Origin of the sequence: Mesorhizobium sp. AA23 (assembly GCF_001672435.1) — a bacterium.
Taxonomy (GTDB): Bacteria; Pseudomonadota; Alphaproteobacteria; order Rhizobiales; family Rhizobiaceae; genus Mesorhizobium.
On record NZ_LYTP01000023.1, the window covers coordinates 233,695 to 246,763 of the forward strand.

Here is a 13,069-nt window from a genome sequence, read left to right on the forward strand (position 1 = left end):
GATTATCCCACCGCGCCCAACAAGGCGTCCAGCATGTCGTCGACGGTCTTCATCATGCGCGCCGACGCCTGATAGGTATGCTCGAGGTCGAGAAGCAGGGACATTTCCTGGTCGACATTGACGCCGGTATCGTTCGACAGCGCTTCGGCGGTGCGCGTGGACAGCGCTTCCTTGGCGTCGGCGTTGGTCGACGCCTGCTGGCGCACGCCTTCGAACCAGCCGATGGTGTTGGCCGCGTAGTCCGAGACGCCGGAGCTGACCGTGATGCCGGCGGAGGTGTCGAAGGCCATCGGCTGGTCGAGCCTGTTGCCGTAGGCGATCAGCAGGTCCGAGTAGGAGGCGCCGCCGCCGGTGTTGGAAACATAGGCCGCGCCGTTGGCGCCGCCGTCGCGCAGCAGCGCCGCGCTGCCGCCGGCGCTCGGGTCAAACGCGGCGTTGACGCTGATCGAGCCGGCGAGGCCGTCGACCAGGGTGCCGGCAGCGGGAATAGCCGGCGCGCCGGACCAGGTGAACAGGCCTGCGGCGTTGGGCTGAGACGGCGCGGTCTCGGCAAATGCCGTGATCAGGCCGCGCGCGATCTCGTCGAGCTGGCTCTGCATGGTCGCGGCAACGCCGTCGCGCAGCTTCAGCATGCCGGCAAGCTTGCCGTCGGCGCTGGTATTGTCGCCGGTGCCTGCAGAAAGCGGCACATTGTCGATATAGATCGTGTTGCCGGGCGTGCCGGCGGTGTAGCCGGCCGAGGGCGTGAAGGTCACCGACCGCGGCACCGTCTCGAACAGCGTCGTGCCGTCCTTGGTGGTGATGACCATGTCGTTGTCGCCGCGCGTGAAGGTCGAGACCGGGACATATTCGGCGATCTTCTTGAGAAGCGCGTCGCGCTGGTCGAGCGCGTCCGACACATCCGTGCCGGAGCGCGTGCCGGCGATAACGGCCTTGTTGGCGTCCTGGAACTGGCTGAGCAGCGAGTTGAGGTCGTCGACCGCGGTGGCGATCTGGCCGTCCGTCTGGCTGCGGAAATCCTGGATCGCCGTGGTGCCGTCGTTCAGTGAGCTCACCACCTGCTTGGCCGCGTCGATGACGTTGGCGCCGAGATTCTGGTTCGACGGCGTGGTGGCGTAGAGCTGCAGCGCCTGCTGCAGATTGCCGATCGCAGTCGACGCAGACGACGCATTGTCGACTCCATTAACCGATAGGTCGAGCTGATCCATGCCGCTATAAAGCGCGCTCTGGCCGCTCCATGCCGACAGAGCGGAGAGGTTCTGCCGGAACAGAAGATCATTGGCGGCGCGCTGGATCTCCACCGATCGCGCGCCGGGCGCCGTGCTGGTGACGACGGCGACGCGACGGGCATAGTCCGGGTTGGACGCGTCGGCCACATTGCGCGACACGACGCTGGTTTGCTTGGATGTGGCCAGGAGCGCCGACTGGGCGATGCTTAATGCGGTGGAAAGCGACATGCGGGTCTTTCACGGGCTGGCGCCCGATGGGTTATCTTTTCAGGTTGACCAGGACGTCCATCAGGTCGGAACCGGTCTGGAAGACCTTCGAGTTGGCGGTGTAGCTGCGCTGCGCCGCAATCATGTTGGTCAGTTCCTCGGCGATATCGACATTGGAATTTTCGAGCGCGCCCGAGACGACCGAGCCAAGCTTCCCTTCATTGGCAAAGCCGATGCGAACAGCACCTGAGTCCGCGCTCTGCACATAGACGTTGCCCGGCATCGCGGTGAGGTTGTCGGGGCTCTGAACGTCGGCCAGCGGGATCTTGTAGAGCGGCTTGGTGGAGCCATCCTCGAATTGGGCGTAGATGACGCCGTCCTGGCTGATCTGGATCTTTTCGATCGTGCTCGGCGCATTGCCGTTGACGTTGGCGTCGGAGACCGTGAAGCCGGTTCCGAGTTGCGTCAGCTTGGAGAGGTCGAGGTTGAGAGTCGACCCGTTCGGCACCGTGAAGGACACGCCGGTGGTCGCGCCGGTGAGCTTGCCGGTGGTGGTGTCGAAGGTGAGATTGGCCGAACCCAGCGCGCCGCCCGCATAGGGGAACGACGTTCCGGCCGTGGCCTTCGACTGATCGAACACCGAAACCTGCCAGGTGCCGGTGCCGGTGTTGGTGAAGTAGACGTCGAGCAACACCTTGTTGCCGAGATTGTCGTAGGCGACCAGCGACGATTTCGACGTGTATTGTGACGAGGTGCTGTTGTCGGTGGGTAGGTTGCCGGCGGTGACAGCGGTGGCGCCAGCCGGCAGGTTGCCGGTGAATGTCCCTTCCGTGCTCGGCGTCGCCGTCATCTCCTGATCGGAAATCTGCACCGGCACGAGGCCTTCGAAGCCGTTGGCGGTGGCGGCCGGATCGCCATTGGCGTAGCTGTAGGCCATCAGCTGGTAGCCGGCGGCGTTGACGAGGCGTCCTTGAGCGTCCGGAACGAAGGCGCCGGCGCGGGTGAGATAGGGCGTTCCGCTCGGGTCCTGCACGACGAAGAAGCCGTCGCCGTTGACGGCTAGGTCGGAGACCGAAGTGGTGTATTGCAGAACACCCTGCGAGCTGACGGCCGAGCGGATCGTCGTCGTGACGCCACCCGAATTATAGGCGCCGCCGGTGCTGGGCATAATCAGCGTCGAGAATTCGGCGGAGGAGCGCTTGTAGCCGGTGGTGTCGGAATTCGCGATGTTGTCGGCCACCGTGGACAAGCGGTTGGCCTGGGCGTTCATACCGGAGACGCCGGTGCGCATCATTCCGTAGAGGCTCATCGATACATCTCCTCGGTGCCTTTCTGAGAGGCTACAAAACTAAGCCTCGTGTCTTGCGCGAGGCTGGCGCGGGATGTGCCGGCGACGACCATCAAAACACTAGCCGGTAGCCGAGGAACCTCTTGGAATCGATCGGGTCGTGGCCGAGCTTCTCACGCAATTTCTTGCGCAGCTTCGAGATGTGGCTCTCCACCACGTTCTCCTCGACCTCCTCGTCGAAGATGCCGTAGATGGCGTTGAACACCTGCGTCTTGGTCACGCGCCGGCCGCGATTGCTGGCCAAATACTCCAGGATGCGCCGCTCGCGACGCGGCAGCGGCAGCGGCTCGCCGTCGATCTCCGGGTCGCGCCCATCCATGAAGATGCGCATCGAGCCGACCTCGGTGTAGGCGGCCTCTTCGCGGGCGCGGCGGCGGATGGCGGTTATGCGGGCGAGGATCTCGCGGATGTGCACGGGCTTGCGGACGACGTCGTCGACGCCGCTCTCGAAGAGCCTGAGCGTGTGTTCCAGCGAGTGCTGTTCACTGAGCGCGATCACCGGCGCCCCGGTGCGGTCGCGGATCTGGCGCGGCGAGATGGCGCCCTCGCGGCAGTCGCCGATAAGGAAAGCCCTGACCGATCTTAAATCCGTGTCGGCGGCAGAGTTCACCCACTCGCCGAACTCGCCTGGCGCGAAGCCGGCGGTGGCGACGCCCTCGCGATCGAAAAGTGAGCTGTAGCCCTCAGTTACGAGCTCGCGCTCATCAACGATCACGATCATCGGCCCGCCCTCCGAATCATCTCATTTGCCCCGTGCGGAAAGCGGTATCCGGTGCGGTGAATCCTGAAAAACCGTCATTTCTTGTAGCTATTTTCTTGGGAGTTTTTTGGGAGCCGTAATAAAGCCGGCCGTGAAGGGTCTATTCGCGGCACTGGATGGAGGGCGATGCCGGCGGCGCTGTGAACCCCATTGCGGCAGACCAAAGGCACAAGGTTTGGCAACTATTGGTTGCAGAACGCGCTGGCGTTCGGCGTCCATTTGCCGAAGCCGGTGGCGACCATGTTGGCGATGACGCGGCAGACATAGACCTTCTGCGCCGGGTCGTTGTCGGGGCCCGCATGATAGCGGGCGACGGCCATCGACCAAGTCATGTGGCGGGCGTGGAGGCTCGCCAGGAAGCGCGCGGCGTAGTCGACGTTCTGGTGCGGGTCTAGCATGTCCTCGGCGCTGCGGAACTGCGCGCCATGATAGCGATGATTGATCTGCATGCAGCCGAGATCGATCAGCGTCTTGCCCTCGCGGCGGGCATTCTCGAACGTCGCCAGCGCTTCGCCCCTGCTGCGCGGAAAAACAGCCTTTCCTTCTACATTCAAAGCGTTGGGCTGAAGGCTGCCCTTCTTTCCCGTTTCGGTCAGGCCGACCGCGTAAAGGATACCGGCCGGCACGCCATAGCGATCGGCGGCGCGCAGGATTTCCGGCTCGCAAGGATTGGGCGCGGCTTTGGCGACGGTCGCGGCCAGACTAGATATAGATATCGTCGCCAGCGCGCTCGCGAAGAGGCGAAGCAGCGCGGCCGAATTCCTGTGCGCCATTGCCGTTGTTCCTTCCCGGTTGCCGATCGCCGCCGGCGCTGTTGCCGCCCGAGTTCCCGGGCTGGAACGAAGGCTGTTCGCGGCCCGTGGACATCGGCGGCGCGCCGCTCGCTTCGACGCGACCGGGCGAATGGACCGCTATCGAGGGTTGCATGATGGTGACGTGATCGACGTCGAAACCAAGACTGCGGAGCGACTTGACGATGGCGTCGCTGTCAGCGGTCAGACGGCGGTACGCCTCGTGCGTTTCCGGCTTCATCTCGATCGAAAGCTGCTCTCCGGAAAGACGCAGGCTGGCGGTGACGGGGCCGAGGTCAGCCGGGTGGAGCTCGATCTTCAGGACATGTGTCGAACTGGCAACAGAGTTGGTCGCGTGCGAGCCGATCGGAGCGCTCGAGTAGGCCTGCTGAACGCCGCTGTCAGAGGCGATCGCCTCGGCCAGCGCCGATACTGTCTGGCCGAAGGCGTTTTGGGCCGGCGCGGGGAAGCTCTGCTGGCTGACCATATCCAAGCGCCCGGCGGCGGAGGATGGCCTGGCTTGACTGTTTAATGCGAGGGCTTGCGCCGTTTGCGCGGTCTTCTGGGCGGCCGCCGGACGCCAGCCTTGCGGCGTCGCTGCGTCGGTTGCGGCTCCTTGCGTTCCAGACAGGACGTCGTCCTTGCGGATCGACATGTCCGGGCCCGGACCAGCGCCGGCCGGTTTCTGTCCGAAATCGGGTCCGGGCTTCTCGGTCGCCATCGTCGCGCGACCGGATCGCGGCAATGGCTCGCTGCCTTCGGAAGCGTCGGCCAACATGCGTTTGCCTTGACGGATCGCCAGCTGCGAAGACGCGGCCTGGCCGATCGAGGGCTGGGTTCCTGCCTCTCCCTCGACAGAAGATCCACCGCGCTCGGCATTTGTCGACGTTGCGAAGTGGCGGATGTCGCCCAGCGCCATCAACAAGGGCAAACCGTCATGAAGCGGAGCGCTATCTGACGATTGCGCCGCCGCATCGGCATCGTCCGTGGCCTTTACATGGTCGGCCTCGGCGCCATTCTTCGCGGCCTTTGCGGCCGCTGGCTTCGGCGCGGCAGTCTTGTTCTGGCCATCCTGATCGGGTCGTGGCTTGGGCGAACCGGCGAGGGCGCGCCGCTCCGGCTGCGCATGGGAAGACACAGGTTCGGCGGGATGCTTTGCCTCCCTCGCCGATTGTCCGGCGCCATGCACCATCTCGCCAAAATTCGCGCCGTTTTCCTTGCCGTCGGCAGGATGCTGCCGCGATTGGACGTGGGCGGATGCAAGTCCCGGCGTGGCCTGGCTCACGCTGTTCATTTGGGCGCTGGTCATTTGGGAGCGGCTCCGAGTAGCTGGTCGATCTGGTCGAGCTGGCGGCGCGCTTTGAGCATCGCGGCATCGGTGGGATCGTGCGGATCGAGGCTTGCTGCGGCCGCCGGCGCGGATGCAGGCAGCACGGATGGCGTTTCGGGCTGCGCAGGAGCGGGGGCTTGAGCCTCGGCCGCGGCCTGAGCCGTCGTCGGCGGAGCCGGCGGCGCGGACGCTGCGGCCGGCGCGTCCGCCGGCTTGACCGGGGCCGGCTGCTCGGCCATCGCGCCCTCCACCGGTGGCAACCCTTCGGCGTCGGCCGGGCTCGCAGCCTCGGTTTCAGCGGGTTTCGCGGCATCGCTCTTTGCCGGACCTGCGGCCTCCGTCTCATTCATGGCGGCCGCACGCACGGGAGCGACGACCTCGCCGGCAACGGCTTGCGCTGCATCGAGCAAAGCGCGGTCGCTCTCCGAAAGCTTGCCGCGATCAATCGTGCCGAGCCTCGCGCGCACATCGTCGATCGTGGCCGATGTCACCGTGGATAGGCTCGAATAGAGCACGGCGCGCGGGTCGTCCTGATTGCCTTTGCCGTTGCGGCCCTGCTCGGCCCGGGCCGAGGCGAAGGCGGAGAGGTCGCTCAGCCCGTCGATCGCGGCGCGGCGCGCGATGCGCAGATAAATCACCTTCTCGCGCTCGGGGTCCATCATCGAGGTGATGTCTGCGAGCTTGTGTTGGCTGATCGACATGTGCAGCGCAATCACACCGGAGACGAAGGAATCGGCGAACTGGCTGGCATAGGGGGAATAGAGATAGCCGGCGACATATTGCGTCGAGGCAAGCGCGAAGCGCGCGGCGTCGCCTTGTGTCGCTGCGAGGCCGACCGAGCGGCGAAGCGCTGCCTCCTCGACCAGTGTGCCGGGGCTGAGCAGGCGGGCCTCGTCAAGCAGCGTCAGCGCCGTTGCGGGTTCATCGGCCGCAAGCAGCGAGCCCTTGACCAACGCCAGGAAGGCGCCGAGGTCGGCGGGCACGCTCATCGGGTCGATCGGCTTCAGGATTTCGATTGCCGCGGCCGGCCTGCCGTTGAGATAGGCGACGACCCCTTTGGCGATGGCGAGGCTTTGCGGGTCGGTCGCCGCGCGCGAAGCTGCCGCCTCGACTGTGACGGGATTGCCGCCGCTCATGCCATAGACGAGCAGAGCGCGGAAATTCTTCGGGTCCTTGAAATCGCCGGCATCGGCGGCGCGAAGCCTCGCATCGGTCATTTCCAGCAGCTTGGCCTGCATCGGCAGCGCCGCATGATCGCCTCCGGCAATGCGGTCCTGGACCAACTGCAGCGAGCGCACCAGCTGGTAAGGCTGCAGGCCGTCATCCTGTGCAAAAGCGGCAGCGGGCGATCCTGCGGCGAGCAGCAGCAGCCCGACTGCGCGGCCGATGGCGGTCCTGACCCTCATCCGCCGGTCGCCATCAGGATCTCGATGCGGCGGTTGGCGGCGGCCAGCGGATCGGACGCGATCTTGGGCTGGCGGTCGGCGAAGCCCGCGACCTCGGTGATGCGGCTTTCGTCGACGCCGCCGCGCACCAGCATGTAATAGGCGGAGTGGGCGCGGGCGGTGGACAGCCGCCAGTTGTCGTAGGCGCCGCTGCGGAACTGCCGCGCATCGGTATGGCCGCCGATGGTGATGGTGCCCTTCTTCTCGTTGATGATGCGGCCGATCTTCTCCATCGCCAGCACCATCTCGCGGCGCGGCACGGCCGAGCCGATCTCGAACATGCCGAAGTCGAGCTGATCGGTGATCGAGATGACGACGCCCTTGTCGGTTGCCTCGACGGAGACGCCCTCGGCCAGCTTTTCACCGGGCGCAAAGGCCTTGGCCAGTTCCTGCTTGATTTCGGCGGCCGCCTTGAGGGCGGCGCTGCTCGGGACCTTCTTTCCCTTGTCGGAGGCTTGCTCCGGCTCCGCCTTTGCCGGCTCGGCCGTCGCCGCTTCGCCCCCTGCGGCTCCCGGCATCGCAGCATCGGTCGCAGCGGCCTCCGCCTTTTCGGCTTCTGCCTTTTCAGCTTGGGCTTTCTCGCCCTTGATCGCCTTGCCTTCGGCCTTCCCGACTTTCGTGTCGCCGTCCGATCCGGCGACCACCTTGGCACCGGGTTTTTCCGGTGTGGCCAGCGGCTCGAGCGGCGCATCCAACTGCGGCGGTGCCGGCGGAACGGCCTTGACTTTCGGAACATCGGTCTCGGCGACCTTCTCGCCGGGCCTGGCCGGATCGCCTTCGATCCTCCTGCGTTCGGCGCTGGCCTCGGCGCCGGGTGTCGCAACCTGCTGCGACCAGAAGTCCGGCGCGAAAGGATCGCGATAGGATTCGCCGCCGGAAGCGCCGGTCGCCGGACCGGCGTTCTGAGCGCCGCCTTCACCCTTGGCGCTGACATTCTGCATCACGCCGGTATCGGTAGCGATCTCCGACAGCACGGCATAGGGATCGGCAAACAAATGCTCGTCAGAGAGATCGGATTTCTGCGAGGCCTCCTTCGTCTGCCTGCGGTCGGAGGAGCCGGCGCCGCCCTTGCCGTCCTCGCCGGCCTTGCTCGCGCCATCCTGCGGATTGTCGGCGGTGAGGCCAACCTTGCTCGGGCCGTCGCCAAGGTCTTCCAGGCCCTTGCGGCTGGAATTGCGATCGATCAGCTCGACCGGGTTGAAATAGCTGGCGACCGCCGCCTTGGTCTGCTCGTTGGCGGCGTTGATCAGCCACATGACGAGAAAGAAGCACATCATGGCGGTCATGAAGTCGGCAAAGGCGATCTTCCAGACGCCGCCATGATGGCCGTCGTCATGACCGTCGTGGTTCCGCTTGACGATGATGATCTCGTGCCTGGCCTCGCCGTGGTCGATGGCGCTCATGATAGGACCTCCGACAGGGAAGCCGACCATTCGGCGATGCGCGTCTCGAAGACGGTTTCATCGATGGTCACGGTCAGGTCGAAGCCGGCGGCCTCGGTGAAATCGAGATTGGCCGCGCGATCTCCAAGCGACGCCTTCAGCGGCTCGAACAGCGACAGCGGCCCGCGCACGCCGATACGCACCGCCTCACTGTCGGCAATCGCGGCGCTTAGGATACGGGCAAGAGCTTCGATCGAGCGCTTCTGCAGATCATCGCTGACCACGCCGCCGATGATGCGGGCGACGGTGGCGGCGGTGAGCTCGGCCACGCGCGCTTCCATGGCATCGATCCGTGTCGCGACCGCCGCCCCCAGATCGCCGCCGAAGCTTTTGAGGAACGCCTTTGCCGCATCGTCATTGGCCTGGCGTTCGGCCTCGAGGGCCGCCTCGTGGGCGGCCGCGAGCCGCGCCCCGAGTGCTGCTTCCGCATCGGCCACCGCCTCGGCGATCAGCGCGCCGATGTCGGCCTGCGGTGGCGATATGTCTGGCTTGCGCTCGATGTCAGGCGCTGACGGTGCCTGGCCGGCGCGCGGGGCGCGCGAACCGAAATCGGGCAGGAGATCGAAAAGGGCCGCCGAAGCCATGGCTTAACCCGCGGCTTCCGGGGCGGCCGCCCATTTGCGCAGGATCTGGGCGGTGCGTTCCTCGTTGAGGTCGACCATGCGTGCTAGCCGTTCCTGCGGCGCAGGCCTGATCTTCTGGCGCAGGTCGTCGAGCGGAGTGGCGCCCGGCCGGGCGCCCGGCAGCGCGCCGACGGCCGTGTCGGCTGCGATTGCGGCCACCGGCGCGTCTGGGGTCGGCAGCGAGCGCTGGACATCGTCGAAGCTCGGGCCGGCGAGGGCCGCGGGCTTGGCCGACGCCGTCAGCGCGGCCGCCATCGGCCGCAGGCCGAAGAAGGCGACCAGGAACACGACGACGATAAAGGCGCCGGCATTGATCAGCGTGCCGGTGTATGTGCCGATCGAGGCGAGGATGCCCGGCTGGTCGATCGGCTCACCGTCCAGCCCGTCGATGAACTCGACCGCCGAGACATCGATGACGTCGCCGCGCTTCTCCTCAAAGCCAGTGGCGGAGGCCACCATCTTCTGGATATCGGCGACGCGCTTGGCAATCTGCTCGGGGGTGGCGTCCTTGCCGAGGATGGTCTTCAGCCGATCCTGGTTGACGACGACGGCGATCGACATCTTGGTCACCGAGTAGCCATTGGAAACGGTGGCGATCTTCTTGGAGTTGATCTCGTAGTTGGTGATCTCCTCCTTGCGGTCGTTCTGCGAGGAGGACTGCGGCCCTTCAGTCGTGGTCGTCTGCGTCTCGGGCAGGTTCTGCTCGACGCTGGTCGGGTTCGAGGCCTGCTTCTGGTTGCTGGCCTCGTTGGTGCGCACCGACTGCACCGAACGCTCGACGCGGGATTCGGGATCGAAGATCGTTTCTTCGGTCTGACGGGTGTCGGTATTGACGTCGGCCTTGACGCTGGCGCGAAAATTGTCGGGGCCGAGATAGGGCGTCAGCGCGCGGCGGATGTTGTCACCGATCTGCGCCTCGACCGTCTGCTCGACGCCGAGCGTGCGGGCAGCACTTGTGTTGGAAGTGTCGTCGCCGGCGGCGAGCAGATTGCCGTTGGAATCGAGCACGGTCACCTTGTCGGCCGACAGGCCGGGAACCGCTGCGGCGACGAGGTGGCGGATCGACTGGGCGCTCTTTTCGGCATCGACGCCGGCATAACGAATGACCACCGAGGCCGAGGGCTGCTGCTCGTCGCGGCGGAAATTGGCGCGCTCGGACATGACGATGTGTACGCGCGCCGCCTTGACGCCGGCGATCGACTGGATGGTGCGCGCGATCTCGCCTTCCAGCGCACGCACGCGGGTGATCTGCTGCATGAACGAGGTGAGGCCGAGCGAGCCGACATTGTCGAACAGCTCGTAGCCGGCGTTGGCGCTGGTCGGCAGGCCCTTTTCGGCCAGCAGCATGCGCGCCTGCGCGGTGGTGCCCGTCGGCACCAGCACCGATGTTCCGTCGGCGCCGACATCGAAGCCGATGCCGGCCTCGCCCAGCACCAGGCCGATCTGGTTCACGTCGCTGCGGTCGAGCCCGACATAGAGCGTCTCGTAGGCCGGGCGGTTGAGATAGACCGAGCCGACGCCGATGACGGCCATGACCAGCGCGGCGATGCCGCCCATGAGAGCGAGACGCCTGACGCCGAAGCCGCGGAGGTTCGCGATGAGGCTCTGGATCTGTTCCGGCACGATTCAACCGCTCCCATCATGACTTTCCGCCGGAAGACTAGACCGCGAAGCTTGTGCGAGGATGATAGTGCGTGCGGCCAGGGGCTATGCGAGGCCCGAACGGCCCGGAGGCAGCAGTCCGACGCGCAAGAAAAAGGCCGCGCTCAGGACGCGGCCTTGCGATGGAGGGGTTGCCTCAGCGGAAATATCAGCTCTTGAACAAGGCCAGGATCGACTGCGAGTTGCCGTTGGCGATCGACAGCGCCTGGATGCCGAGCTGCTGTTGCACCTGGAGCGCCTGCAGGCGGGTCGATTCCTTGTTCATGTCAGCATCGACGAGGGCACCGACGCCCTTGTCGATCGAATCGGACAGGTTCGACAGGAAGCTCTGCTGGGTGTCGATGCGCGACTTGGCGGCGCCAAGGTAGGCAGCGCCGGTGGAGAGCTTGGCAAGCGCGGTTTCAACGCTGTCGAGCGCGGTGTCGACGGCGGTGTCGGAAACGGCCGCGGCACTCGGATCGAAGAAGGTCGTCGCAAGCAGCCCGCCGACGATGCCGCCCGTGCCGGCGGTGTCAAGAACCTGCGTGTCGGTCGCTGCCACGTCGATGGTGTCGATGGAGACGGTCGTGCCGGTGCGGTTGTACGAAGCCACGACATGCAGGTCCGAGGCGGCCGTTCCGTCATTCTGCAGCAGGTTCGAACCGGCATAGCTGGCATTGGTGACCGACGACCTGATCTGGTCCTGGATGGCCTTGATTTCGGTCGCGATCTTCTGCTGGTTGTCCTGACTGGCGCCGCGCGCGGTGACCAGCTTGGCCTTGATCGCGTCGACCTGGTCCTTGATGTCGGTGATGGCGGTGTAAGCTGTGTCGACCTTGCCGGCGCCGAGGCCGAGCGCGTCCTGGACGGCCGAGAGCGCCTTGTTGTCGGACCGCATCGAGGTGGCGATCGACCAGTAGGCGGCGTTGTCGGAAGCGGTGGCGACACGGTAGCCGGTCGAGATGCGGCCCTGCGTCGTCTCAAGCGCCTTGTTGGTGGCGTTGAGGCTCTGCAGCGCGGTGAGCGCGGCGGCGTTGGTCATGATGCTTGCCAAGATACACCCCTTCTCAAAGCAGGCATGCCTCGCGCATGCCGGTCAACTCTCTGGCGGGGGCGGTCATGCCTGTCGACCGTCGGTCGGCCCGTCATAGCGATTGGTTAACCATAGCTAGCGCGTCACAGTTAACGGCGCGTTAAAAGCCAGCCTTGAAACCGCGGTGCGGTAATATTTCCCGAGGGAAGAGGCGCGCCTCGGAGGGGCAGCAGCATCAAAAATGAAAATCGGGCCGCGCTGGTGGCGCGGCCCGACAAGATGCCTGAAGTTCGCCGGGCGATCAGCCGCGGAAGAGCGACAGGATCTGCTGCGAATTGCCGTTGGCGATCGACAGCGCCTGGATGCCGAGCTGCTGCTGCACCTGGAGGGCCTGCAGGCGGGTCGATTCCTTGTTCATGTCGGCGTCGACCAGAGCGCCGACGCCCTTGTCGATCGAGTCCGACAGGTTCGACAGGAAGCTCTGCTGGGTATCGATGCGCGACTTTGCGGCGCCGAGCGAGGCGGCGCCGGTGGACAGCTTGCCGAGCGCCGTTTCAACGCTGCCGAGCGCGGTGTCGATGGCGGTGTCGGCGACGGCGGCGGAGCTCGGGTCGAAGAAGGTCGTCGCAAGCAGACCGCCAACGATGCCGCCGGTGCCCGCCGTGTCGAGGACCTGCGTGTCGGCAGAGGCCACCTTGATGGTGTCGATGGTGACGGTCGAGCCGGTGCGGTTGTACGAAGCAACGATGTTCAGATCGGAAGCAGCCGTGCCGTCGTTCTGCAGCAGGTTCGAGCCGGCGAAGTTGGCGTTGGTGACCGACGACTTGATCTGATCCTGGATGGCCTTGATTTCGGTCGCGATCTTCTGCTGGTCTTCCTGGCTGGCGCCGCGGGCTGTAACCAGCTTGGTCTTGATCAGGTCGACCTGATCCTTGACGTCGTTGATGGCGGTGTAGGCGGTATCGACCTTGCCTGCGCCGAGGCCGAGCGAGTCCTGAACGGCCGAGAGCGCCTTGTTGTCGGACTTCATCGAGGTGGCGATTGACCAGTAAGCGGCGTTGTCGCTGGCGGTGGCGACACGGTAGCCGGTGGAAATGCGGGACTGGGTGGTCTCGAGCTGCTTGTTGGTGTTGTTCAAGCTCTGCAGCGCGGTCAGCGCAGCGGAATTGGTCATGATACTGGACATGATACTCGTACCTTGGTTTTTACACGGATTTTTT

At 65.5% G+C, this 13,069-nt stretch carries 11 protein-coding genes; all 11 read right to left on the reverse strand.

The features are described 5' to 3' along the window. Window positions 1–2: 2 nt before the first annotated feature. The gene (gene flgK, locus A9K66_RS17805; RefSeq protein WP_067326047.1) at window positions 3–1,457 is read right to left on the reverse strand and encodes a flagellar hook-associated protein FlgK; all 1,455 of its coding nucleotides are present in this window, start codon (window positions 1,455–1,457) and stop codon (window positions 3–5) included. A 31-nt stretch (window positions 1,458–1,488) separates the two neighbouring features. Then, window positions 1,489–2,745 (reverse strand): flagellar hook protein FlgE, encoded by a 1,257-nt coding sequence (locus A9K66_RS17810; protein ID WP_067002423.1) that lies wholly within the window; start codon window positions 2,743–2,745, stop codon window positions 1,489–1,491. Window positions 2,746–2,836: 91 nt separating this feature from the next. Then, window positions 2,837–3,505, reverse strand: coding sequence for a response regulator transcription factor (locus A9K66_RS17815; RefSeq protein ID WP_067002421.1), 669 nt, complete (start codon window positions 3,503–3,505; stop codon window positions 2,837–2,839). A gap of 221 nt (window positions 3,506–3,726) precedes the next feature. Continuing rightward, entirely contained in the window at window positions 3,727–4,317 is a 591-nt protein-coding gene (locus A9K66_RS17820) for a transglycosylase SLT domain-containing protein (RefSeq protein WP_067326049.1), read from the reverse strand. Beyond that, window positions 4,247–5,254, reverse strand: a complete 1,008-nt coding sequence (locus A9K66_RS17825) for a flagellar hook-length control protein FliK (RefSeq protein WP_197507488.1) — start codon at window positions 5,252–5,254, stop codon at window positions 4,247–4,249. The genes A9K66_RS17820 and A9K66_RS17825 overlap by 71 nt, the downstream gene beginning before the upstream one ends. 386 nt (window positions 5,255–5,640) lie before the next feature. Further along, window positions 5,641–7,071: a chemotaxis protein MotC gene (locus tag A9K66_RS17830; RefSeq protein WP_067326052.1), complete on the reverse strand. Its 1,431-nt coding sequence runs from the start codon at window positions 7,069–7,071 to the stop codon at window positions 5,641–5,643. Next, the gene (locus A9K66_RS17835; protein WP_067326054.1) at window positions 7,068–8,513 is read right to left on the reverse strand and encodes a MotB family protein; all 1,446 of its coding nucleotides are present in this window, start codon (window positions 8,511–8,513) and stop codon (window positions 7,068–7,070) included. The genes A9K66_RS17830 and A9K66_RS17835 overlap by 4 nt, the downstream gene beginning before the upstream one ends. Then, entirely contained in the window at window positions 8,510–9,136 is a 627-nt protein-coding gene (locus tag A9K66_RS17840) for a hypothetical protein (RefSeq protein WP_067326057.1), read from the reverse strand. The genes A9K66_RS17835 and A9K66_RS17840 overlap by 4 nt, the downstream gene beginning before the upstream one ends. A 3-nt stretch (window positions 9,137–9,139) precedes the next feature. Then, on the reverse strand, window positions 9,140–10,798 hold the full coding sequence (gene fliF / locus A9K66_RS17845) for a flagellar basal-body MS-ring/collar protein FliF (protein ID WP_067326060.1): 1,659 nt from the start codon (window positions 10,796–10,798) through the stop codon (window positions 9,140–9,142). 187 nt (window positions 10,799–10,985) lie between these two features. Then, entirely contained in the window at window positions 10,986–11,870 is an 885-nt protein-coding gene (locus tag A9K66_RS17850) for a flagellin (protein WP_067002412.1), read from the reverse strand. 280 nt (window positions 11,871–12,150) lie between these two features. Further along, window positions 12,151–13,035 (reverse strand): flagellin, encoded by an 885-nt coding sequence (locus tag A9K66_RS17855; protein WP_067326063.1) that lies wholly within the window; start codon window positions 13,033–13,035, stop codon window positions 12,151–12,153. Window positions 13,036–13,069 lie beyond the last annotated feature (34 nt).

Excerpts from the sequence above, each read along its gene's own strand:
- A9K66_RS17815 (WP_067002421.1), bottom strand. The coding sequence starts at position 3,505 with ATGATCGTGATCGTTGATGAGCGCGAGCTCGTAACTGAGGGCTACAGC.
- A9K66_RS17825 (WP_197507488.1), bottom strand. The coding sequence starts at position 5,254 with ATGGCGCTGGGCGACATCCGCCACTTCGCAACGTCGACAAATGCCGAG.
- A9K66_RS17830 (WP_067326052.1), bottom strand. The coding sequence starts at position 7,071 with ATGAGGGTCAGGACCGCCATCGGCCGCGCAGTCGGGCTGCTGCTGCTC.
- A9K66_RS17855 (WP_067326063.1), bottom strand. The coding sequence starts at position 13,035 with ATGTCCAGTATCATGACCAATTCCGCTGCGCTGACCGCGCTGCAGAGC.
- A9K66_RS17835 (WP_067326054.1), bottom strand. The coding sequence starts at position 8,513 with ATGAGCGCCATCGACCACGGCGAGGCCAGGCACGAGATCATCATCGTC.
- A9K66_RS17840 (WP_067326057.1), bottom strand. The coding sequence starts at position 9,136 with ATGGCTTCGGCGGCCCTTTTCGATCTCCTGCCCGATTTCGGTTCGCGC.
- flgK (WP_067326047.1), bottom strand. The coding sequence starts at position 1,457 with ATGTCGCTTTCCACCGCATTAAGCATCGCCCAGTCGGCGCTCCTGGCC.
- A9K66_RS17810 (WP_067002423.1), bottom strand. The coding sequence starts at position 2,745 with ATGAGCCTCTACGGAATGATGCGCACCGGCGTCTCCGGTATGAACGCC.
- A9K66_RS17820 (WP_067326049.1), bottom strand. The coding sequence starts at position 4,317 with ATGGCGCACAGGAATTCGGCCGCGCTGCTTCGCCTCTTCGCGAGCGCG.